The following is a 21,357-nucleotide window of genomic DNA, read 5'->3' as shown; positions in this document are numbered from 1 at the left end:
CAAGTACTCGCCCATCCCAGCCCTTCCCCGGATACGATGCGTCGACATCACATGATCCCAGGAGGAGGGGCCTCGGGATGTGGAGCCTCACCCGATGGTCGGCGGCCGCCTGTCTGCTGCTGCCCTTGACCGCCTGTACGACGCCGAGTGGAAACACCGAGCCGCGCCCGTCGACCGTGACTTCGGCCGTGACTTCGGCCGTGCCGCGCATGACGCCCGTACCCCGGGTGTCGGTGACGCCGACGCCCGCGGCAAACAGGTACCTGGTGAACGACCTGGAGTATGCGCTACCGGTCGCCTACGGCCGGCACTCGTTGAACAAGTCGCTCTATCCCTATCCGACCGAGACCGGCTGGAAGCCTCGAGCCGATCCGTTGGCGGGACACGCCGTGGCGCCGGAGCTCTGCCGGGACATCATCCGGTACTCGGGCGTGCCTGGTGTGCCAGGCGATTTCGTCGCATCGACCACACCGTCGGCATCCGCGTTCGCCGCGCTGGGACCGACCACCGGCCCGGCGCGGCCGTTCGTCAGCATCAACATCGTCGAACTCGCCGGCCCGCTCGGCGACCGGCTGCTCGATCAGCGGCTGCCGACGCCGGCCGAGTGTGCACGGATCCAGGTCGACGGCCGCCCGGCCGCCGCGGTGGTCGAGCGACGGCTGCCGGGATTCGGCGTCCGGGCGCGCTACATCGTGCGGACTTACCCGATCGCGGGCAAGACCTGGACCGAGCGCACCTTGCAGTACCGCACGGCGACGTACGTCGTGCTGGTGCGGCTCGACGCGTACATCAATCCGGAGGCGGGGTTCCTCGCGTTTGCTCGGCAGGCCCGTGATCGGCTGACTGCCGAGCTCAAGGGTTAGAGGAGGTCCCAGGTGAGCGGGGTGCCGGCCGGTACGTCTTGGCGGAAGGGGCGGCCGTTGACCTGGGTGAAGAGGTCGGGGGCGAGGCCGCCGGCGGGGCGGATGGAGCGGACGTTCTCCGGGGTGATCGGGTCGCCGGCACGGACGTCCTGGGTGACGAAGAGGGAGCGGCGGAAGCGGAGGACGTTCTGCTCTGCCTGCTTCGGCCCGATCACCGGCTCGCCGAGGGACAGCTGCGCGACCCGCGTGCTCTCGACGAGCATCTCGAGCTCCCACGGCTCCAGCGAGAACGCCGAGTCGACACCTCCGTCGACGCGCTTCAGCGTCACGTGCTTCTCGATCACGGTCGCACCGAGCGCGACCGCGGCGACCGCGGCGCCGATGCCCATCGTGTGGTCCGACAGCCCGATCTGTACGCCGAGTGCGTCGCGGAGCACCGGGATGCCGCGCAGGTTCGACTGTTCCGGCGGCGCCGGGTAGCTCGCCGTACAGGAGAGCACGATGATCTGCTCGTTCCCGGTCGAGCGGGCCGCGCGGACGGCGGCGTCGATGTCCATCAGCGTCGCCGAACCGGTCGAGATGATGATCGGCTTGCCGGTCTCGGCCATCCCGCGGACCAGCGGCAGGTCACCGATCTCGTTCGACGCGACCTTGTACGCCGGGACGTTCAGCTTCTCCAGGAAGTCGATCGCGGTCTGGTCGAACGCGGACGAGAACGCGACCATCCCGAGCGACGTCGCGAGCTCGAAGATCGGCTCGTGCCACGCCCATGGCGTGTGCGCCTCCTCGTAGAGGTCGTAGAGCCGCGCGTCGCTCCACAGTTCGTGCTCGGCCGGCAGCCGGAAGGCCGGCAGGTCGAGGTCGAGCGTCATCGTGTCGGCCGTGTAGGTCTGCAGCTTCAGCGCCTGCGCGCCGGTCTCCGCGACCGCCCGGACGATGTCCAGCGCCCGCTCCAGGTCGCCGTTGTGGTTCCCCGACATCTCCGCGATGACGAACGGCTGGTGATCCGGACCGACCGGCACCCCGCCGATCTCGATGGTGCTGCTCATTGTTTCCCCTGGTTTCTACGGTCCTGCTTGTGCAGGCTGATCGGAATCACGGTGATCTCGCGACCGTCGGCGTACCGCGTCTGCGGCGTCCCCTCGACGAACCGGAAGCGCCGGTTCATCTGCCGGACCACGGCGTTGTGCTCGAGCACCTCACCGGTGAGCGTCTCGAGGCCGAGTTCGTCGAACGCGTACGTCGTGGCCTCGCGCATGATCTCGATCCACGCGGGCAGCGTCTCGCCCCGCTCGGCGAGCCCGTCGGCGTCCAGGAAGAACCCCCAGGAGCCGGTGGTGCCCGCCAGGTCGAAGAAGTTCACCACGCCCGCGGTCGCGTCGTCGCGCAGGTAGATCAGCACCCGGCGGCTCGGGTCCACGGAGGTCTTCGCCCACCAGGCCGCGTGCTCGTCGACGGTGATCTCGTGCGCGGTGATGCTCACGTCCCGGTTGGCCTGCTGGTTCCGCAGTCGCCGGATCGTGTCGACGTCGTCTTCGGTTGCGGGGCGCAGCATGGCTCTAACCTAGCGCCCCGATTCGTCGAGTGCTGTTCTTCGGGTGCCTGAGTGTGTAAACATCTTTCCACTTCACCGGAACTGTAGTCGGAGAGTGACATGAGAGTCTGGCGATCGATGGGTGTTCTCGGCGTAACGGCGGGCCTGGTGCTCGGCGGTCTGACAGGTACGGCGTCCGCGGCGCCGACCTCGGCCGCGGACCAGCAGACGTGCACGCCGAGCGCGAGCACACCGCTGCGGCAGTTCCGGGCGAGCTGGGTGTCGTCGGTGGTGAACATCGACTGGCCGTCGAAGACCGGCCTGAGTGCCGCGCAGCAGCAGACCGAGCTGATCGGCTGGCTCGACGACGCGGTCCGGCAGCACCACAACGCGGTCGTCCTGCAGGTCCGCCCGACCGCCGACGCGTTCTGGCCGTCGAAGGTGGAGCCCTGGTCGCAGTACCTGACCGGCCACCAGGGCGGCGACCCCGGGTACGACCCGCTGGCGTTCGCGGTCGCCGAGGCGCACAAGCGGAACCTCGAGCTGCACGCGTGGTTCAACCCGTACCGGCTCTCGATGGGCACCGACCTCAACGCGCTGGTCCCGACGCACCCGGCCCGGCTGCACCCCGACTGGGTGGTTTCGTACGGCGGGAAGCTCTACTACAACCCCGGCATCCCCGCCGCCCGCAAGCTGGTCGAGGACGCGATCATGGACGCGGTCTCGCGGTACGACATCGACGGCGTGCACTTCGACGACTACTTCTACCCGTACCCGGTCGCCGGGCAGACCTTCGACGACGCCGCGACGTTCGCGCAGTACAACGACGGCTACACGAACCTGCAGGACTGGCGACGGCACAACATCGACCTGCTGATCAGCGAGCTCAGCCAGAAGATGCACGCGATCAAGCCGTGGATCAAGTTCGGCATCTCGCCGTTCGCGGTCTGGCGGAACAAGGCGACCGACCCGGAGGGCACCGACACCACGGCCGGCGTCCAGACCTACGACGACCTCGCGGCGGACACCCGCAAGTGGGTCCGCGAGGAGTGGATCGACTACATCGTGCCGCAGGTCTACTGGGCCGGTGGGTTCGCGCCGGCGGACTACACCAAGATCGTCCCGTGGTGGGCCGACCAGGTCCGCGGTACCCACGTGCACCTGTACATCGGCGAGGCGACGTACAAGGTCGGTACGTCGACGCAGTCGCCGGACTGGTCGGACCCGAAGGAACTGAGCGACCACCTGGCATTCGACAGCACGATTCCCGAGGTCAAGGGGAACATCTACTTCTCGGCGAAGGACGTGCGGGCGGACCGGCTCGGTGCGACCACGCTGCTGAACACCACGTGGTACTCGAAGCCGGCGCTGATCCCCGCGATGCCGGCGCTCGACGCGCGGCCGCCGCTCCCGGCACACGCCGTCCACGCGACGCGGACCGCGGACGGCGTGCGGGTCAAGTGGTCGCGGACGTCGCAGGACACCACGTCGTACGCGATCTACCGGCGTGAGCTCAAGGGCGGCGACCACTGCCCGGACAACGACGCCCGCAACCTGATCGCGACCGTGCGGTCGACCGGGGCCGCGCAGTCGTACGTCGACACGACCGCGACGCCGGGGACGGCGTACCTGTACTCCGTGACCGCCCTCGACCGGCTCGCCAACCAGAGCGTCGCTATCCCAGCGGTGTCGATCCGCTGACGCTGGGAGTCGAGCCGGAGAAGCTCGACGACGGGCTCTGGACGCTCGTCGGGGAGTTGCGGACAGGAAGCGTCGTGAAGCTTCCCGACGGGCTGGGCGGCCCGGTCGGGAAGCTCGGCGCGGTGCTTGTCGGCCCAGTCGTCGGCACGGTGGTCGGCAGATTCGCCGGCACGCTCGTCGACGGGTCCGACGAAGTTCCCGACGACGGGCCCGGTGTGGTGGTCGGGAAGCTGGGTGACGGCGTGCCTGTTGGCGACGGCGTCTTCGACGGGTACGGGTTCTCCGGCGGTGGCGGATAGATCTGGTACACGCGGACGGTGCCCAGCTGGAACCGCAGCTCGGTCAGCTTGTCCAGGTTCTTCGGCGCCGCACCGACCCGTTCGTCGAGCAGCAACCACTGCACGTCGTACTTCGTCCGCAGCGTCTCGATCGTCTGCCGGGTGGGGTTGCTGAAGACCTCGTCGTTCAGCTTCAGCAGGTCCTGGTTCCAGTACGGTCCCTGAACGCCGGCCGGATAGCTGTCGTCGACCCTCGCCTGGTACGCCCACCCCTCGACCAGCACCCGCCGCTCGGCGTACCCCGCGATCCAGTACGACCCGGTCCCGCAGTGCGACGCGCGCGCCTGGTGGCAGTGCACGTTGGTGGCGATCCGGTCGTCCGATCCTGAGTTCCGCCGGATGAACCGGGCCGCCTCGATCCCGCCCGGTGCGATCGACTCGTACTCCGTCAGCGGTGCATCGGCGAACTTCCGTACCGACGCGATCGTCGGCGACACCGTCGTACCGAGCAGCACCGCCACCGCGATCACGGCCCAGGTCCGCCGGGTTCCGCGCAGCACCAGCCCGAACACACCGATCCCGATCGCCGCGATCACCAGCGCGACCACGAGACCCTGCCCGAAACAGTTCGCCGACGTACACGTGTCGGGAGACCGGTACCGGCCCCAGTAGATCGCCGCGGCGCCGATCGCGAGCGCGACGCCGGCTACCCAGAACAGCCGCCGCTCGAGTGCCGCGAGACCCCAGGTGGCCAGCAGTACGCCGAACACGAAGCCCGTCCGCACGAAGAACAGTTGCGTGTCCCCACGATCCGCCAGCAGCGACGCACCGAGCACCGCGGCGACGAACCCGGCCACCAGGAAGACCACCATCGGATCGCGAGCCACGCGACGCGTGATCAGCAACGCGCCGACCAACGGCATCACCCAGCCGACCACGGCCACCGCCGCGATCACCGGGACGGCGGAACCACCACCCATCCGATCCGCCAGACTGGTGAACGTCGCGCCCGGATCGAACCGCACACTCGACGCCGCGCCCCGCAGGACGAAGAAGAACGTCAGCGCGTACGCCGCCGCGACACCGACCCCGAGCACCAGCGCGCGGAGATTCAGCCGCCCGGCGCGAACCGTCAAGTAGATCCAGGCCACCGCGAGCCCGGTGGCGTAGACGGGCAGCGTGGTGGCCTTCGTCATCGCCAGCGCGGCGATCAGCACACCAGCCGTGACGAACAGCCGGAACAACTGGCCGCGGGTCGTGCCCGGGCGGCGCCGCAGCAGCAACGTGGTCACGGCGATCAACGGCAGCAACAGCACAGTCGAGAAGGCCTGCGGCGGATTGGTCAGCTCACCGAGCGAGAACGGCCCGTCGGCGAACACCCGATCCGACACTGCCCACGGCCAAGCCACCAGATCCCCACCGGCCACGACGAGTCCCGCAGCGATCGGCGCGGCCACCGCACGCCCGGTCAGCAGCATCCCGACCGCAGCCGCGCCGAGCACGGTCAGCAGGATCCACGCGAACGGCGCCACCCGATGTGTCAGTACGTCGAGCGGCACAGTCGTGATCCAGTGCGCGGACGCGATGTGGTCGTACGCCGCCCAGTGGCTCGTCAGCCACCGACCATCGGCGTACGGAACACGGGCCGGGAAGTGGTGCGCCACCTCGCCGGCGATCGCGAGGTTGTGCGGTGCGTCCGTGTTCGGTCGGAGAGCCTCGGGACCGTTCAGCGGGACGAGGTGCGCGCCGGCGCGGACGAACCACGCGGCCGCGACCCCGACGGCGATCATCGCGCCGGCCATCGACCACCACGGCGTCGGCCGATCGGGCAGCTCGCGCCGCGGCAGGGCCCGCCACATCCCGAACGCCAGCGCGGGCATCAGCAGGGCCGCGAACGGCATTTGGAACAGCATGCCGAGCGGGTAGATCAGCGCCTCGACCGCGAGCCCGAAGGCGGTCCCCAGCACCACGTCCGCCGACAGCCACCCGATCCCGCCGGTCAGCCGCCGCCAGAACATCGTGCCCGGGACGACGATCACGACCAGGAGGTAAGCGAGGTACACGGCCGGCATCCACGGCGGGTGCTCCTGCAGTGCCACGAACCAGGCCAGCGGCAGTACCGGGAGACTGACCAGTGCCGCGGTCCGCTTGCCCCGCCCTGCCGCACGCCGTCGGCCCGCTCTGATCATCGGGAAAGTGTATGAGCCCTACCGGACCGGCCGTCGGCCGGTGAGCCGTTTACCACCGCACGCCTCGCGTTTACACTCGGTAATCTCCCAAGCCCTTGCAGTGTGCGGGAGGTTCGATGGTTGTCGAGCACATCGCCGGCCTGCCGGTGGAGGAGGTCCTGCTGGCGGCACTGGCCGCCGCGGCCCCGGTCATCGCCCTCGTCGGCTGGGAGATCAGCAGCCGTTTCAAACGCCTGCGAGCCTGGCTCCTGCGGCGTGACAAATCTCCTCGGACCGAGGGCTCCCCGGACGGAGACGCTAGGCTTCGGGACTATGAGTTCGGTGGATCGGAGTCGGGTCAGGGCGTTGATGGGTGAGGTGATGACGGCCCAGGGCCGGTCGTTGCCCGCCGACGACACAGCGGATCTCCGCGCGATCGGGTTCCGGTCGCTGGACTTCTCCGAGCTGGCCCTCCGGGTGGAGGACGAGCTCGGCGACGAGCTGAACTTCGATGCCCCCGGGCTGCGCCGGATCGCGACGGTCGGCGACGTACTCGACTTCATCGAGCACCTCCAGTCCGCGTGACGGCGCCGTGACGAGCCGCCGCCGTACCACCGCCCTGATCGGTGACGACAACACTGTGGTCGTCGCCGGCAAGCGCCTGACCTGGCGGACGCTGCACAAGTTGCCGCAGCTGCCGTCACCCGCGGCCGTCCTGGTCGACAACGGTGCCGACGCGCTCGCCGCCCTCCGCCATCACGCGGTGCACGGCACCGAGCTGCTGGTCGCCACCGAGTCCCGCGTCGACGAGCGGATGCGGGAGGAGCTGGCCGAGTCCGGGTTCGCGATCGTGCTGCCCGATGGGGCAGTCACCCCGGCCAAGCTGAAGCGCGTCGAGGAGTCGGGCCGCGCCTGGCTGCTCACCTCCGGCTCGACCGGCCGCCCGAAGCGGATCGGCCACACGCTGGAGACGCTGACCACCGTCACCGCCGACCAGCCACCGCGCACCTGGCTGCTGCCGTACTCGCCCGGGACCTATGCCTGGTGGCAGGTCGTCACGCTCTCGCTGACCCAGGCCGATCAGGGCCTGGTCGTGATCGAGCCCGGCGAGCTGGAGAACTGGCCGGCGATCGCCACCGAGCACGGAGTCACCGCGGCCTCGGGTACGCCGACCTTCTGGCGGCAGGCGATTTATCGGGACGCCGACGCGCTGAGCGCCGTACCGCTGGAGCAGATCACGCTCGGCGGGGAGCCGGTCGACCAGGCGATCCTCGATCAGCTGCGGGAGCTCTTCCCGAAGGCCCGGATCTCCTGGATCTACGCGTCCTCCGAGGTCGGTGCCTCGATCGTGGTGCACGACGGCAAGGCCGGCTTCCCGAAGTCCTGGCTGGATCGCGAACCCACGCCGGACCGGCCGGCACTCAGCGTCGAGGGCGACGAGCTCGTCATCCGCTCGCCGCACCACGGCGCCGGCCTGGTCGGCGCGGTGCACACCGGCGACCGGGTCGAGTACGCCGACGACCGCGTGCTGATCACCGGCCGTCTGGACACCGACGAGATCAACGTCGGCGGTTCCAAGGTCTCGGCCGGTGTGGTCCGCAACGTGCTGATGGGGCACCCGGGCGTCGCATGGGCGCGGGTGTTCGCGCGCAAGGCGCCGCTGGTCGGCTGGATGGTCGCGGCCGAAGTCGTCCCGAACCTGGCGCTCGGCCCGATCACGGACGCCGACCTGGTCCAGTGGTGTTCGACGCGGTTGCCGGACTACGGCGTACCGCGGCGGATCCGATTCCTCGACGAGATCCCGCAGAAGGAAACCCTGAAGAGCGATGTCTGAAGTCAGTGTTGTCCCGCCGGCCTCGGTCGTGCTGGTGTCGGGCGGTTCCCGCGGCCTAGGCCTGGCCGTCGTCACCGACCTGCTCGCCGCCGGGATCAAGGTCGCCGCGTTCGCCCGGACCGTCACGCCCGAGCTGAGCGCGCTCGGCGAGAAGTATCCGGACCACCTGCACTTCGGCTCCGTCGACGTGAACGACACCGCGGCCGCCCAGGCGTTCGTGAAGGAGGTCGAGCGCACGCTCGGCCCGATCGACGGCTTGGTGAACAACGCGGCGATCGGTCAGGACTCACTGCACGTTCACACCTCGCCCGAGCGGCTGGCCGAGATCATCCAGACCAACCTGACCTCGCCGCTGGTGCTCACCCGTTTCGTCCTGCGCCGGATGCTCGCCAAGGGCCTCAAAGGCCGGGTCGTCAACATCACCTCGATCTGTGCGCAACGCGGGTACCCGGGCCTGGTCGCGTACTCCGCCACCAAGGGCGGCATGGACGCGGCCACCCGCTCACTCGCTCGTGAACTCGGTGGCCGCGTCCTCGCCAACGCCGTCGCGCCGGGCTTCTTCGCCTCGGAGATGTCCGCGGTCCTCGGGCAGACCCAGCTCGACCAGATCGTCCGCCGCACCCCGACCGGTCACCTGACCGAACCCGAGGACGTCCTCCCGATCGTCCGCATGCTCCTCCTGGACAACACCAACATCAACGGCCAAGTCCTCGTGATCGACGGAGCGGCGTCTATCTAGGGCTTGATGTTCTGGTTCCGGTGGAAGACGTTGTCGGGGTCGTACTTGCGTTTGGTCTCGACGAGCCGGTCGTACTTCGGGCCGTACGACGCCCGCAGCCGGGCCTCGTCCGGCTCGGCGATGCCGTTGACGTAGCTGCCGATGCTGATGGCATGCGGCTGCAGCGCGTCCCACAGTCGCCGGACCCAAGCCCGTTCCGCGTCCAGCCCGTCCAGTCCCGGCGTGGTCGCCATCGTGAACATCGCATAGCGCGGCGTCCGCCGCCCACCGAACGCCGTGGCGTCGTCCGGGGTCTCGAGGTACCCGTGGTCGAGCCGGTACATCAGCGCGATCGACATCGGTGACGTCTTCTGTGCCATCTGCGTCGTCAGTACGTCGATGACCGGATCGGTCAGCGTTTCGAGGTACGTGCCCTTCTCGTAGTGGTACCTCCCCGCGGCGTTCGCCTCGTCGAGCAGTTGCTGTACGGCGACGTACGGCATCGGACTGATGAACTCGAACGCCGGCGGCAGCGTCCCGCGCAACCGGTCCATCGCCGCGGCGTGTTGCTCGGCAGGCCCGAAACCGACCGCCACCAGCGCGTACCCGGGCTTGAAGCGCTGCTCCGCCGGGACGAACGGTGCGGGCGGCGCGTTCAGGCAGACGATCACCACGTTGACCTCACGCGGCAACGCCGGGATCACCTCGCGCGCGTTCCGGAGTACCTCGGCGCCCTGGTCCTGACCCCAGAACGCGATCCCGTAGTTGACGATCGGCCCGGCCTGGTGCAGCCGGAACTCGAACTCGGTGACCACACCGAAGTTGCCGCCACCCCCACGGACAGCCCAGAACAGGTCCGCGTTCTCGTCCGTGGAGGCGCGCAGGATGCTGCCGTCCGCGGTGACGATCTGCACGGATTCCAGGTTGTCGATACTCAGCCCGTGCATCCGGGACAGCCACCCCATCCCGCCGCCGAGCGTGAGCCCGCCGACTCCGGTGTGGGAGACCATCCCGGCGGGTACGGCGAGACCGTGCTGCTGGGTGGCCGCGTCGAGATCCCGCAGCAGTGCCCCGCCGCCGACCCGCGCCCGGCGGGCCTCGGGATCGACCGTGACCTGGTTCATCCGGCTCAGGTCGATCATCAGCCCGCCGTCCACCGACGCCAGCCCGGCCATGTTGTGCCCGCCGCAGCGGACGGCGATCTCCAGTCCCTCGGCCACCGCGTACCGCACGGCGGCCTGGACGTCCGCGGCCGACCGGACCTGAGCGATCAGGGCCGGCTCCCGCACGTGCTCGGCGTTCCACAGCCGGCGCGCGGCGTCGTACCCCTCGTCCTGCGGTGCGTACACGGCCCCACTCACGACCGTGCGCAGTTCCGCCACACTCTGCGTCATTCCGATTCCTCCCCCATGGGCACCCGCCTGTCCGAGTGCCGTCGTCGGACCAGCCTCCAGAGCCGCACGCCTGCCCACAAGGGGAAGAATTCCCGTTTGGGTGGGAACTTCGGGGAGTGTCAGACTCGATGGCGTGAGTGACGAGGAAATCTTGCGACTGTTACCGATTGCCGCCGCCGGCGTTGCCGAGCGCGACGATCGCGCCGACACGCACCTGGCCCAGCTGGGTGCGTACGACGAGATCGACCAGACGCAGGTGGACCGGTGCGTGCAGGCGTTCCTCGGCGGCCTGTTGCGGACCGCGTGGGAGCGCGGCTGGGCGCCCGCGGACATCGTTCAGCACGGCCGTCGCATTCTCGACCCCGGCGCCGAGCCGTTGTTGCTCGCCGCGATCTCGGCCGAGCACACGGGGTACGCCGGAGCCACCCTCGACGCACGCTGGCTCAGCCAACTGACCGACGTCGGCGTCCCGCAGCCGTTCACCGCGTTCAGCCTCACCTCGTGGGCCGCCGGCGCGCGCGTCGGCCGCTACCTCACGCTGCACCACGCGCTCTCCCTCGCCGGTTTCCTCCAGACCTTGCCGGTCCTGGCCCGGCTCTTCCCCCTTCCCGGGACGACGGTCCGCCGCGAGCAACCCGTCGTACCGGCGAGCGGGAAGATGCTCGCCCGGATTCGCGGGCTGCTGGCGAAGGCGGAGGCGACCGAGTTCCCGGAGGAAGCCGAGGCGCTGTCGGGCAAGGCGCAGGAGTTGATGGCGAAGTTCTCGCTGGACAGTGCGCTGCTGGAGGCGGAGGTGGAGATCCCGGACGACTCCGCGGGGCGCAGGCTGTGGGTCGAGACGCCGTACGTCTCGGCCAAGGCGCAGTTGGTCGGCGCGGTCGCCGCGGCGAACCGGTGCCGCACGGTCGTGATCGAGGACCTGGCCGTCGTCACCATTGTCGGCGCCGAGCTGGATCTCCAGCACACCGAGATCCTCAGCACCTCCCTTCTGGTGCAGGCCAATCGGGCGATGCTTGCCGCAGGCAAACACTTCGGTCACCGTGGCGAGTCCCGGACCCGTTCGTTCCGGCAGTCGTTCCTGATGGCCTACGCGCAGCGGATCGGTGAGCGGCTCGAGCAGACCGCCGCCGCGACCCAGGCCGCCGTACCCGCGGCGGACGCCGGTCGCCTGCTGCCGGTGCTGGCCCGGCGGGAGGAGCAGGTGGACGCGCTGTTCACCCAGCTGTTTCCGAACACGACGACCCGGCGGACGCGGATCACCAACGGCGCCGGCTGGCACGCCGGCCTCACGGCCGCGGACCAGGCCCAGCTCGAAGCCCGTCGGCAGGTGCACCGATGAGGACGGTGAAGACCACGATCCCCGGCGTACTGCGGATCGAGCTGGACGTGCAGCCGAACCACGACGGCTGGTTCAAGGAGAACTTCCACCGCGCGAAACTGGCCGAGATCGGGCTCGACGTCGTCCAGCACAACGTTGCGTACTTCGAGTTCGCGGGCGTGATCCGGGGGATCCATGCGGAGCCCTGGGACAAGTACCTGTCGCCGTCGTCCGGCCGGGTGTTCGCCGCGATCGTCGATCTCCGCGACAACGACACCTTCGGCACCGTCGAGACCTTCGAGCTCGGTACGTCGGACGCGCTCTACGTGCCCCGCGGCGTCGGGAACTCGTTCTGCACGCTGACGCCGCACACGACGTACAACTTCCTGGTGAACGAGTTCTGGTCGCCGGAGCGGGTGAGCGTGGACCTGTTCGACCCGGAGCTGGCGATCGACTGGCCCGTGCAGCCGCTCTGGTACACCGAGCGGGACGCCGCTAACCCTTCGCTGGAGCAGTTGCGGCAGCAGCGGGCCTGAGCCCGCACAGCACGATGTCGAGCAGGCGATGGGCCTGCTCCGGCGGGGTGTCGGGCGAGTGGGTGATGCCGCCGACGAGGCGCAGCAGATCCATCAGGTCCACCTCCGGCCGCACGTCGCCGGTGGCCTTCGCCTTGTCCAGCAGCAGGCTGCCCGCTTGCTGCACGTTCGTCTTGCAGGCCTGGAAGAACGGCGACTCCTGGCCGATGGCCAGCGTCAGCTCGTGGGACAGACTCTTCTTGGACAGCGCGTACCCGACGAAGCTGCGCAACCACGCTTCGAGCGCGGCGAACGGCTCCAGCTCCCGGTCGAAGTCGTAGGCGCGCTCGACGACGGACTGGATCTCGTCGACGTAGACCGCCTCGAGCAGTGCGGTCCGGTTCGGGAAGCGGCGGTAGAGCGTGCCGATGCCGACGCCGGCCCGACGGGCGATCTCCTCGAGCGAGGTGTCGGTGCCGTGCTCGGCAAAGGTGTCCCGGGCGGCGGTCACCAGGCGGTCGTAGTTCCGCGCCGCGTCCGCGCGGGTCGGCCGTGAACACGGCAGTGGTTGCGTGGCCATCCAGCCTCCTCCCGAGATCGGGCCACAATATCGCTTGCAAAGCGGAGGGTGCCTCCGTATTGTAACCGGAGGAGCGCTCCGCTTTTCTCTCACAACTGTAGCCCCCTTGGGGTAAGGAGCAATATGTCGGCAACATCCTCAGGCCCGGCAGGTGCCGGAACCGGCACGCCCGCGCGGCGGCCGGGGGTAGTTCTCGCGGTCATCCTGGTCACCCAGTTGATGGTCATCCTCGACGGCACCGTGGTGAACATCGCGATGCCGCACATCCAGCAGGCCCTGCACTTCAGCCCGTCCAGCCTGTCGTGGGTGCAGAACGCCTACGCGCTCGCGTTCGGTGGTCTGCTCCTGCTCGGCGCCCGCGCCGGTGACCTGCTCGGCCGCCGCCGGGTCTTCGTCACCGGTGTCAGCATCTTCACGCTCGCCTCGCTGCTCGGCGGCCTCGCCCCGAACGCCGAGCTCCTGCTCGCCGCCCGGGTCCTGCAAGGCATCGGTGGTGCCATCGCGGCGCCGGCGGCCCTGACGCTGCTGATGCTCACCTACCGCGAAGGACCCGAGCGGATGAAGGCGCTCGGTTACTACAGCCTGGTCTCGTCCGGTGGTGGCAGCGTCGGTCTGGTGCTCGGCGGCATGCTCACCGACTGGGTGTCCTGGCGCTGGGGTCTGTTCATCAACGTCCCGATCGGTATCGCGCTGGTCTTCGCGGCCCGTCGCGTGCTGACCGAGACCGAGCGGGAGACCGGCCGGTTCGACGTGGCCGGCGCGCTCACCTCGACCCTCGGCATCACGTCGCTGGTCTACGGGTTCATCCGGGTCGCCGAGGTGGGCTGGTCGTCGGCCGAGGTGCTGACCGCGTTCGCGATGGGCGTCGTCCTGCTGGTGTCGTTCGTCCTGATCGAGCGCCGGGTCAGCCACCCGATCGTTCCGCTGCGGCTGTTCCGGTCCGCCAGCCGGTCGGCGTCGTACGTCACCATGCTGCTCATCGTCGGCACGATGTTCGGGATGTTCTTCTTCCTGACGCAGTACCTGCAGGGTGTGCTGGCGCTGAGCCCGCTGACGGCCGGCCTGGCGTTCCTGCCGATGACCGGTCTGCTGTTCACCGCGTCACGGATCGTGCCGAAGCTGGTCGCCCGGATCGACGGCGGCAAGCTCTTGCTCGCCGGTTCGACGCTGGTCACGCTCGGCACGATCTGGCTGACTCGGCTCGACTCGCACAGCACCTACCTGCACGACGTCGTCGGTCCACTGCTGCTGTTCGGTGCGGGTGCCGGGATGATCTTCATCCCGCTCGTCGGCCGCGCGATCTCCGGTGTCGCACCGGAGGACTCGGGTGCCGCGTCCGGCATGCTGAACGTGGTCCAGCAGGTCGGCGGGGCGCTCGGCCTCGGCATCCTGGTCACGATCTTCGGTACGGCGAGCCGCAACTCGACCTCGACCGTGACCCGCGAGGTGCTGGTCGACGGCGTCCACGGCGCGTTCGTCGGAGCTCTGGTCTACGCCGCGGTGTGCCTGGCGCTCATCACGCTCACCGTCCGCCCGTGGACCTGGTTCCGCCCGACACTCAAGCCGGTCGAGGCGGTCGAGGCCCCGGCCGTGGTGGACTCACACGTCTGACGTGATCGGCAGCTGGTAGCTGATGAACTTCTGGTGAGTGACGAAGCCGAGGCCCTCGTACAGACCGAGGGCTCCGGTCGGGTTGTCGGCGTCGACGCCGAGCGAAGCCCGAAGGTACCCCGCCTCTGCGGCCTTGGCGAGCAGCTTCGCCAGGGCCGCACGGGCCAGCCCGCGGCCACGGTAGGCCCGGCGGGTGCCGACCTGCCCGATATAGAGCTCCCGAATCCCGGTCGCCTCGGTGTCGGCCTCCCACTCGTAACCGTTGGCGTACGCCGCGACGGTGTCGCCGTCGAGGACGTAGTACGACTGCGCGCCGCGGAACGCGCGTGACCCGACGTTCCGGGATCGCCACTCGTCCGGGGTGGGTGGCGACCAGCCCCAGTGGTCGGAGAAGGCCTCGTAGTGGGCCTGCCGCAGCGCCTCCTCGTAGGACGTGTCGTACGACCTGAGCTTGAGTCCGTCGGGCACCGGCGCGTTCGGAACCGGCTGGTCGAGCGGCCGGCGCATGTCGAAGAAGTAGCGCGCCTCCTCGAAGCCCAGGTCGCGCAGCAGTTGGTTCGCGCCGACGTTGGTGCTGCCCACGCCGGCCGCGACCAGACCAGGGGAGTCCGGGTGCGTGGCGGTGTGCAGCTCGCCGGCGCGACCGATCAGCCAGCGCATCAGCGCTGTGCCGAGTCCCTGCCGGCGCCACTCCGGGTCGATGGTGCCCTCGGTGTTGACCCGGTCCACGTCCACGACCGCGGTCCTGACGTGCACGATGCCGTAGCCGATCAGGCGGTCGCCGGACCACAGGCCGATGCTGTTCCTGGCCAGATCGAGGTTCGGGCGATCCAGTTGCTCGGCGAGGTCCTCGACGTCGAAGTTCTCGCCGTCCTGGTCGACCTTCTCCTTGGCAGCCAGTAGTGCCGCCCACGCCTCGACGTCACCCTTGTCGATCGGGCGCGCCTCGATTCCCTCCGGCCAGTTCATGGCTCGAAGGTACGACGTCCATCGGTCCACAGCATGCCAATTACCCGCTGAGTTGCTCGGCGAGCCAGCGCACCGCCATCGGGTATCGGTACTCGATCCCGCCGTGCGTGCCCTCGAACAGCTCGAAATGGATCCGCCCGTCCGGCAGACCGGCGTCGCGCGCGGCCCGGTGGAACGCGGTCGCGCCGAGATCGAGGTAGTACTCGTCCTGCCGCCCCGCGTCGATCCACACCGCGCGCAGCGAGCGCAGCGCCGCGGCGTACTGCTCCTGTTTCACCATCTCGACCGGGTCGCGGGACAGCCAGCGTGCCCAGATCTCCGGGACGATCGCGCCCAGGTCGTCGAACGGCAGCAGAACGGTCCCGTCGGGCTCCGCGGAGTACGCCGACGCGTAGCCGTACATCTCGAGCAGGTGCAGATCCTCGTTGGTCGTCCGGCCGGTGCGGGTCGCGAGCACGTCGAAGTACTTCTCGTAGCTCCCGTCGTACTTGTCTCGCAGCGTCCGGGCGCGCTCGGGGAACTCCGGCCGGTAGCAGACGTCGAAGAGCGCGTCACCGGCGTGCGTCGCGAGCGCCCCGAAGACGTCGGGCCGCAGCAACGGCGTCACCATCGCCGTGTACCCACCACTCGACTTGCCGGTGACGGCGCGATGGTCCCGATCCGCGATGGTCCGGTACGTCGCGTCGACCCACGGCACGATCTCGTCGCAGAGGTACGACTGGTACTGCCCGGTCCCGGGGGAGTCCAGGCACTGGCTCCCGCCGTACCTCGTCCAGGAGTCGACGAACACCACGACCGCCCGCGGCACGCCCTCGTCGGCGAACATCGCGTCCAGGAGCTCCGGGTACGGCTGCCGGAACGGTGTCCGGTTGAACCACATCCCGACGTGCCCGGTGTAGCCCATCGTGACGTAGATCGACGGGTAGCGCTCGTCCGAGTCGTCGTACCTCGGCGGCAGGTAGACCAGGACCGGGCGCTCATGTGGATCGCCCAGCGGGTTCCCGCGCAACAACTCACTGGTGTACGTCGTCTGGTCCAGGCGCCCCTTGAACTCGGCCGACCACGGCAGCATCCGTACCTCCAGGTGAGTCACATCGCGTCGGGGGCCTCGATGCCCAGCAGGCCGAGTCCATCCTGCAACACCTTGCGGGTTGCCGTGCAGAGGGCGACGCGGCTTGCTCTGGTCGCGCCTTCGCTGCTCAGCACCGGGCACTGCTCGTAGAAGACACTCAGGGCTGACGCGACGTCGTACAGGTAGGTGCAGAGTCGGTGCGGCTGAAGAGTGTCCGCGACCTGCTGGACGGTGGCAGCGAAGCCAGTGAGAAGGAAGGCCAGCCGCTGTTCGGCGGGGTCCCTCAGCTCGGTCACCTCACCGGCGGCGCCGCCGGCCTTGGACAGGAGCCTGGTGAGCCGGGCATGCGCGTACTGGAGGTACGGTCCGGTGTTGCCAGTCATCGCGACCATCCGGTCCAGGTCGAAGACGTAGTCGTTACCCCGGTCGCTCGACAGATCGGCGTACTTGACCGCGCCGATGCCTACTGCCTTGGCCGTGGCGTTCCGGTCGACACCATCCCGCCCGTCCAGCAGCGCGTCGGCCCGCGAGACCGCGCTGCTGAGCAGGTCGACCAGCTTGACCGTGCCGCCTTCTCTTGTTTTGAAGGGCTTTCCGTTCGGTCCGAGAACAGTGCCGAACGAGACGTGCTCCGCCGGAGTCGTGGCGGGCAGCCAGCCGGCGGTCCGCGCGAGCGTGAAGATCATGTCGAAGTGCAGCGCCTGCCGATGGTCGACGACGTACACGATCCGGTCGGCGTGCAGCGTGCTCACCCGGTGCCGTACGGCGGCCAGATCCGTTGCGCTGTAACCGAATCCGCCGTCGGACTTCCGCACGATCACCGGCAGCGGATCGCCGTCCCGGCCGAGGTAGCCGGGGAGGAACGCACACATCGCACCGTCGGACTCGGTCAGCAGACCTTGCGAATCCAGCTCGGCCACGACCCGCGGCAGGTCGTCGTTGTACGCACTCTCACCGACCACGTCCTGCCGGGTGAGTTTCGACCCGAGCAGTGCGTACACCTTCTCGAAGTCGTCCATCGACACGTCGACCATGTGCCGCCAGATCGCCCGCGTCTCCGGATCACCCGACTGCAGCGCGACGACCCGGAGCCGGGCCTGGTCCGCAAAGGTGCCATCGGCATCGAAATGCTTCCGGCTCCGCTCGTAGAGCCGCTGCAATCCCTCCAGATCAAGGGATTGCGCCGCGGTACCCTCCGCGAGCAGTTGCTCGATCATCATCCCGTACTGCGTGCCCCAGTCGCCGACGTGGTTCTGCCGGATCACGTCGTACCCGACGTAGCTCAGGACGTTGCAGAGTGCGTCGCCGATCACGGTCGACCGGAGGTGGCCGACGTGCATCTGCTTCGCGACGTTCGGCTGCGAGTAGTCGACGACGACCCGCAGACCGTTGCTGCCGAAGGTCTCCGGCTCGTTCACCGCGTTCGTCAGCGTGGACGGCAGCAGCGTCAGGTTGATGAACCCGGGCCCGGCGATCTCGGGTCTCTCGCACAGGTCGTCGATCTCCAGTGCCTCGACGAGACGGGCCGCGACCTCCCGCGGCGGCAGACCGGCCGCGTTCCCGATCCGCAAGGCGAGATTGCTCTGGAAGTGGCCGAACTCGGGCTTCGTCGCCGACCGCAGCTCAGGGTCGTAGGGCGTGCCGAACGCGGCCTCGGCGGCGGCGGAGAGCCGGGTGGACAGGACAGGCAGAACTGCGGACATGGCAGGGTCCTTCAGACAGACGCGACTGGAACAGGCTGAGGTGTTCAGACAGTGCGTCGTCGTCGCAGGCTGAAGCGCACGCGAAGGGCGTGTGACGGCTTCAGGCTGATCGACATGTCAGCCATTATGCACGAAGTACGCCGACGGTGCCGGGGCCCGGTTCGCGAGCGGCACGATCGACGGGACGTCGGTCTCGCCGAGGAGGACCCGTCGTACCACTCGCTCGGCTGCCCGCCCGTCGTCGAACTCGCAGAACCGCTCGCGGAACAGATGCCGGTGCTTGGCTGCCTCCGGTGAGGCGAACGCGCCGCTCCGCAACGTGGTGAACAGCTCGCCGGCGGACCCGGCCACGACACCGGGCGGGAACTCGGCGACGTCGAAGTACGTGTCGACCGCCTTGTCCTGCAGATGCAGGATGATCGGCCGGTCCAGGTTCGCGTAATCGAACGTGATGGACGAGTGGTCCGAGACCAGTACGTCGGCCGCCAGCATCAGGTCCTCGATCCGCGGCTGCCGGGTCTCGGGGGAATCGCCCGGACGCACCAGGACGCGGGCCTGCCCGCCGGCCGCCTGCGCCAGCTTGTCGCGGTCGAGTCGTGCTTCGTCCTCCGGCGCGTAGAGGATCACCAGGTGCGAGTCGTCGTACCCGAGCCTGGCCCGGATCGCGCGGACGTCCTCGAGGCTCGCGGTGAGCAGGCGGTCGTTCCGCGGGTAGCCGTACTCGAGCTCCTCGAAGTACGCCGGGTAGGTGCGCTCCCAGATCTCCGAGGAGTACCGGTTGGAGGACAGGTTGAAGTCCCAGCGGTCGACCTCGCGCATCAGCTCCTCGAGGTCGAGCTCCTGGCCGGCCTGCTTGCGCAGGTCGGTGCCGATCGTCTTCAGCGGCGTCCCGTGCTGGGTCTGCAGGTGGATCTGGCCCTCCCGCTTCTGCAGGTCCTTCGGCCAGTTCATGTTGCTGACGAAGTACGTCGCCCTGCTGACCAGCCTCTCGTACGCCGGGGAGTCCGCGACGACGTACTCGACACCCTCCGGGATCACGTCCAGGTGCTCGTTGTCGACCACCCACACGCCGCGCAGGTGCGGCGCGATCTCGGCCGCCTTCTCGAAGATCGCCCGCGGGTTGCAGGCGTACTGCTGGAACCCGCAGGCGGCGTACGCGACCAGGTTCGGGTCGAGCTTGCCTCGGCGCAGCAGTTTGCCGACAGTCTTGCGCGGGCTCGGCGCCTGCAGCATCCGCGCACTCAGCTTGAGTGTCGAGTAGGTCGCGTAGTCGTCGTGGATCAGCAGCCAGCGCTTGAACCCGCGCGCCGTCCGGTCGCTGGTGTAGCCCTCGGGCTTCCACCGTTTCGCGAACGCGTGCGCGGCGTGGAAGAACTCGGCCCGGTCGTCGGGGTCGATCCGCTCCGGCTTCGCCAGTACGGCGATGATGTGGTCCAGGGAGCGGTCGAACACGAACCGCCGCCAGCCGGCCAGCTCCGGGTCGGACTGGACGAACGCGTGCACCCGGTCGTACTGGTCGAAGATGTCCCACTGCCGGCGCCCGCTGGTGGCGTGAATGTTGCCGCCGGCCCGGTGCTGGCGGTAGTGCACGACGACCCGGTCCAGGGTGGCGATCCGCTCGGCGGTCAGCATCGTCGAGTAGGTCCACGGCGCGTCCTCGTAGAAGCCGGACGTGAACGCGAACCCGTGGCGGGTGAGGAAGGCGCGCCGGTACGCCTTGTTCCAGACCACCTCGAGGAAGGTCAGGAAGATCGGCCGCTCGGCCGCCGTGAACACCCCGGCGCCCTCGCGCGCGAACGCGTCGTGCCGCTGGCTGCCGATCACCCGGCCGTCCCAGAAGATCCGCTCGTAGTCGAACATCACGATGTCGGGCTGCCGCGCGTTGTCGATCCGGGTGGCGATCGCCTCCAGGGATCCGGGCAGCCAGACGTCGTCGGCGTCCAGGAACAGCACGTACTCACCGCGGCATTCCTTCAGCCCGGCGTTCCGGGTCGGCCCGAGCCCGATGTTCTCGTCCAGGTGCAGCGCCCGGACCCGCGGGTCGGCGGCGGCGTACTCGTCCAGGATCCGGCCGGAGCCGTCGTGGTCCGCGTCGTCCACCCCGATCACCTCGAAGTCGGTGAACGACTGGCCGAGCACCGAGTCCAGGCAGGGACGCAGCCAGGCCCGCGAGCCATGGCAGGGGACCACGATGCTGAACCTGGGGACGGTGCCGAGCGCCATGCCACGTCATCCTAGGCCGTGTCTGGTGATCCCACGCCGTCGCGAGCAGGTGCTCGGCGCGGTAGCTCGGCACGGCCTTAGGCTGCGGACATGAGTACTGACGTGTTCGAGCCGCTTGCCGGGTTGGAGGGGGTCGGGTCTGCGGCGCGGGCGGCCCGGGACGCGGTCGACGTACTGCTCCGGGACCGGGGGCTGCGCCGGGTCGGATCGGACATGACGGCCGAGGCGCTGCTGCGTGGCGCGCACGCCTCCGCCGCCCTGGCCGGCAGCACAGCGACCCCCGACGACGTACGCCTTGGTGCCGCCGACGGGCTCGCCTCCGGCGCGGTGCGACTGACCGGTGAGCTGATGACGCTCGCACCACAGGTCGACAAGGCGCCCGTGCAGGTCTGGACCAGACTGCACCAGCTGGCCGGTCTGGACCTGGGACCGGCCGACGGACTCGGTCACCTGCGGACGGCCGTCGAGCCCATCCCCGACGACATTCCCGGTCTGCCGCCGGCGCCGCCCGCCGACGTGATGTGGGAGCGACTGAGCGCGCTAGCCCAGAACCTCACCCGCCCGACCAAGGCGCCCGGTCTGGTGGTCGCGGCGATCGTGCACGCCGAGCTGGCCGTACTCCGTCCGTTCCCGACCGCCAACGGTCTCGTCGCCCGCGCCGCCGAGCGCTGCCTCTTGGTTGCCCGGGGCATCGACCCGGTCGCGGTCACGGTTCCCGAGGCCGGTCACTATGTGTTGCAGGCGACCTATGCGTCCGGTCTCAGCGACTACGCAGCGCGAGGATTGACCGGAGTCCGTGATTGGTTGCTGCGATCCTGCGAGGTCGTGACAAAAGGTGCCGAGCTCTCGCCGCTGGTGTCCGCCGGCTGATCGCCG

18 protein-coding genes are annotated in these 21,357 nt (G+C 69.2%); 9 read left to right on the top strand and 9 right to left on the bottom strand.

The annotated features are described in order from the left end of the window. The first annotated feature begins 77 nt into the window (after positions 1 to 77). Entirely contained in the window at positions 78 to 863 is a 786-nt protein-coding gene (locus ACFYRH_RS02595) for a hypothetical protein (protein WP_387766927.1), read from the top strand. Here ACFYRH_RS02595 and pseI read toward each other — a convergent pair. Together pseI and ACFYRH_RS02585 are read right to left on the bottom strand one after the other, a co-directional pair. Beyond that, the gene (pseI, locus tag ACFYRH_RS02590; RefSeq protein WP_387766925.1) at positions 860 to 1,912 is read right to left on the bottom strand and encodes a pseudaminic acid synthase; all 1,053 of its coding nucleotides are present in this window, start codon (positions 1,910 to 1,912) and stop codon (positions 860 to 862) included. The two genes, ACFYRH_RS02595 and pseI, sit on opposite strands and share 4 nt — an antisense overlap. Then, positions 1,909 to 2,418, bottom strand: a complete 510-nt coding sequence (locus tag ACFYRH_RS02585; protein WP_387766922.1) for a GNAT family N-acetyltransferase — start codon at positions 2,416 to 2,418, stop codon at positions 1,909 to 1,911. The genes pseI and ACFYRH_RS02585 overlap by 4 nt, the downstream gene beginning before the upstream one ends. A 99-nt stretch (positions 2,419 to 2,517) precedes the next feature. Between ACFYRH_RS02585 and ACFYRH_RS02580 the strand changes: the two genes are divergently transcribed. Continuing rightward, positions 2,518 to 4,098: a glycoside hydrolase family 10 protein gene (locus ACFYRH_RS02580; RefSeq protein ID WP_387766919.1), complete on the top strand. Its 1,581-nt coding sequence runs from the start codon at positions 2,518 to 2,520 to the stop codon at positions 4,096 to 4,098. On the opposite strand, the gene ACFYRH_RS02575 is transcribed toward ACFYRH_RS02580, so the two are convergent. Then, the gene (locus tag ACFYRH_RS02575) at positions 4,073 to 6,565 is read right to left on the bottom strand and encodes a hypothetical protein (protein WP_387766916.1); all 2,493 of its coding nucleotides are present in this window, start codon (positions 6,563 to 6,565) and stop codon (positions 4,073 to 4,075) included. The two genes, ACFYRH_RS02580 and ACFYRH_RS02575, sit on opposite strands and share 26 nt — an antisense overlap. 312 nt (positions 6,566 to 6,877) lie before the next feature. Between ACFYRH_RS02575 and ACFYRH_RS02570 the strand changes: the two genes are divergently transcribed. Genes ACFYRH_RS02570 through ACFYRH_RS02560 form a run of 3 tightly spaced genes read left to right on the top strand, consistent with a single transcriptional unit; the run spans position 6,878 to position 9,117 of the window. Further along, positions 6,878 to 7,129: an acyl carrier protein gene (locus tag ACFYRH_RS02570; RefSeq protein ID WP_387766913.1), complete on the top strand. Its 252-nt coding sequence runs from the start codon at positions 6,878 to 6,880 to the stop codon at positions 7,127 to 7,129. A gap of 7 nt (positions 7,130 to 7,136) precedes the next feature. Beyond that, on the top strand, positions 7,137 to 8,378 hold the full coding sequence (locus tag ACFYRH_RS02565; protein WP_387766910.1) for an AMP-binding protein: 1,242 nt from the start codon (positions 7,137 to 7,139) through the stop codon (positions 8,376 to 8,378). Beyond that, positions 8,371 to 9,117, top strand: coding sequence for an SDR family NAD(P)-dependent oxidoreductase (locus tag ACFYRH_RS02560; RefSeq protein ID WP_387766907.1), 747 nt, complete (start codon positions 8,371 to 8,373; stop codon positions 9,115 to 9,117). The genes ACFYRH_RS02565 and ACFYRH_RS02560 overlap by 8 nt, the downstream gene beginning before the upstream one ends. Here ACFYRH_RS02560 and ACFYRH_RS02555 read toward each other — a convergent pair. Next, positions 9,114 to 10,490, bottom strand: coding sequence for an FAD-binding oxidoreductase (locus ACFYRH_RS02555; RefSeq protein ID WP_387766904.1), 1,377 nt, complete (start codon positions 10,488 to 10,490; stop codon positions 9,114 to 9,116). The genes ACFYRH_RS02560 and ACFYRH_RS02555 overlap by 4 nt on opposite strands. Positions 10,491 to 10,623: 133 nt before the next feature. Here ACFYRH_RS02555 and ACFYRH_RS02550 point away from each other — a divergent pair, with 133 nt between their 5' ends. Continuing rightward, the gene (locus ACFYRH_RS02550; RefSeq protein WP_387766901.1) at positions 10,624 to 11,829 is read left to right on the top strand and encodes a DUF2786 domain-containing protein; all 1,206 of its coding nucleotides are present in this window, start codon (positions 10,624 to 10,626) and stop codon (positions 11,827 to 11,829) included. After that, on the top strand, positions 11,826 to 12,344 hold the full coding sequence (locus tag ACFYRH_RS02545; RefSeq protein WP_387766898.1) for a dTDP-4-dehydrorhamnose 3,5-epimerase family protein: 519 nt from the start codon (positions 11,826 to 11,828) through the stop codon (positions 12,342 to 12,344). Before ACFYRH_RS02550 ends, ACFYRH_RS02545 begins: the two co-directional genes overlap by 4 nt. Here the strand turns inward: ACFYRH_RS02545 and ACFYRH_RS02540 are convergent. Next, positions 12,304 to 12,903 carry a TetR/AcrR family transcriptional regulator gene (locus tag ACFYRH_RS02540; RefSeq protein ID WP_387766895.1) on the bottom strand — a complete coding sequence of 200 codons (600 nt, stop codon included), beginning with the start codon at positions 12,901 to 12,903 and terminating at the stop codon, positions 12,304 to 12,306. The genes ACFYRH_RS02545 and ACFYRH_RS02540 overlap by 41 nt on opposite strands. 123 nt (positions 12,904 to 13,026) lie before the next feature. Here ACFYRH_RS02540 and ACFYRH_RS02535 point away from each other — a divergent pair, with 123 nt between their 5' ends. After that, complete coding sequence (locus ACFYRH_RS02535) at positions 13,027 to 14,514, top strand: MFS transporter (RefSeq protein WP_387766892.1); 1,488 nt, start codon at positions 13,027 to 13,029, stop codon at positions 14,512 to 14,514. Here the strand turns inward: ACFYRH_RS02535 and ACFYRH_RS02530 are convergent. From ACFYRH_RS02530 to ACFYRH_RS02515, 4 genes are all read right to left on the bottom strand, one after another. After that, entirely contained in the window at positions 14,503 to 15,483 is a 981-nt protein-coding gene (locus ACFYRH_RS02530; RefSeq protein ID WP_387766889.1) for a GNAT family N-acetyltransferase, read from the bottom strand. The two genes, ACFYRH_RS02535 and ACFYRH_RS02530, sit on opposite strands and share 12 nt — an antisense overlap. Before the next feature lie 40 nt (positions 15,484 to 15,523). Continuing rightward, on the bottom strand, positions 15,524 to 16,555 hold the full coding sequence (locus ACFYRH_RS02525) for an alpha/beta hydrolase-fold protein (protein ID WP_387766886.1): 1,032 nt from the start codon (positions 16,553 to 16,555) through the stop codon (positions 15,524 to 15,526). 17 nt (positions 16,556 to 16,572) lie between these two features. Next, positions 16,573 to 18,246 carry an arginine--tRNA ligase gene (gene argS, locus ACFYRH_RS02520; protein WP_387771686.1) on the bottom strand — a complete coding sequence of 558 codons (1,674 nt, stop codon included), beginning with the start codon at positions 18,244 to 18,246 and terminating at the stop codon, positions 16,573 to 16,575. Between the two features lie 129 nt (positions 18,247 to 18,375). Further along, positions 18,376 to 20,481 carry a CDP-glycerol glycerophosphotransferase family protein gene (locus ACFYRH_RS02515; RefSeq protein ID WP_387766883.1) on the bottom strand — a complete coding sequence of 702 codons (2,106 nt, stop codon included), beginning with the start codon at positions 20,479 to 20,481 and terminating at the stop codon, positions 18,376 to 18,378. Positions 20,482 to 20,571: 90 nt separating this feature from the next. Here ACFYRH_RS02515 and ACFYRH_RS02510 point away from each other — a divergent pair, with 90 nt between their 5' ends. Next, positions 20,572 to 21,351 carry a cell filamentation protein Fic gene (locus tag ACFYRH_RS02510; protein WP_387766880.1) on the top strand — a complete coding sequence of 260 codons (780 nt, stop codon included), beginning with the start codon at positions 20,572 to 20,574 and terminating at the stop codon, positions 21,349 to 21,351. The last annotated feature ends 6 nt before the right edge of the window (positions 21,352 to 21,357 follow it).

The sequence above is a fragment of the Kribbella sp. NPDC004875 genome, from assembly GCF_042873375.1.
Classification (GTDB): Bacteria; Actinomycetota; Actinomycetes; order Propionibacteriales; family Kribbellaceae; genus Kribbella.
This window is presented reverse-complemented; position numbering and strand designations above follow the sequence as displayed.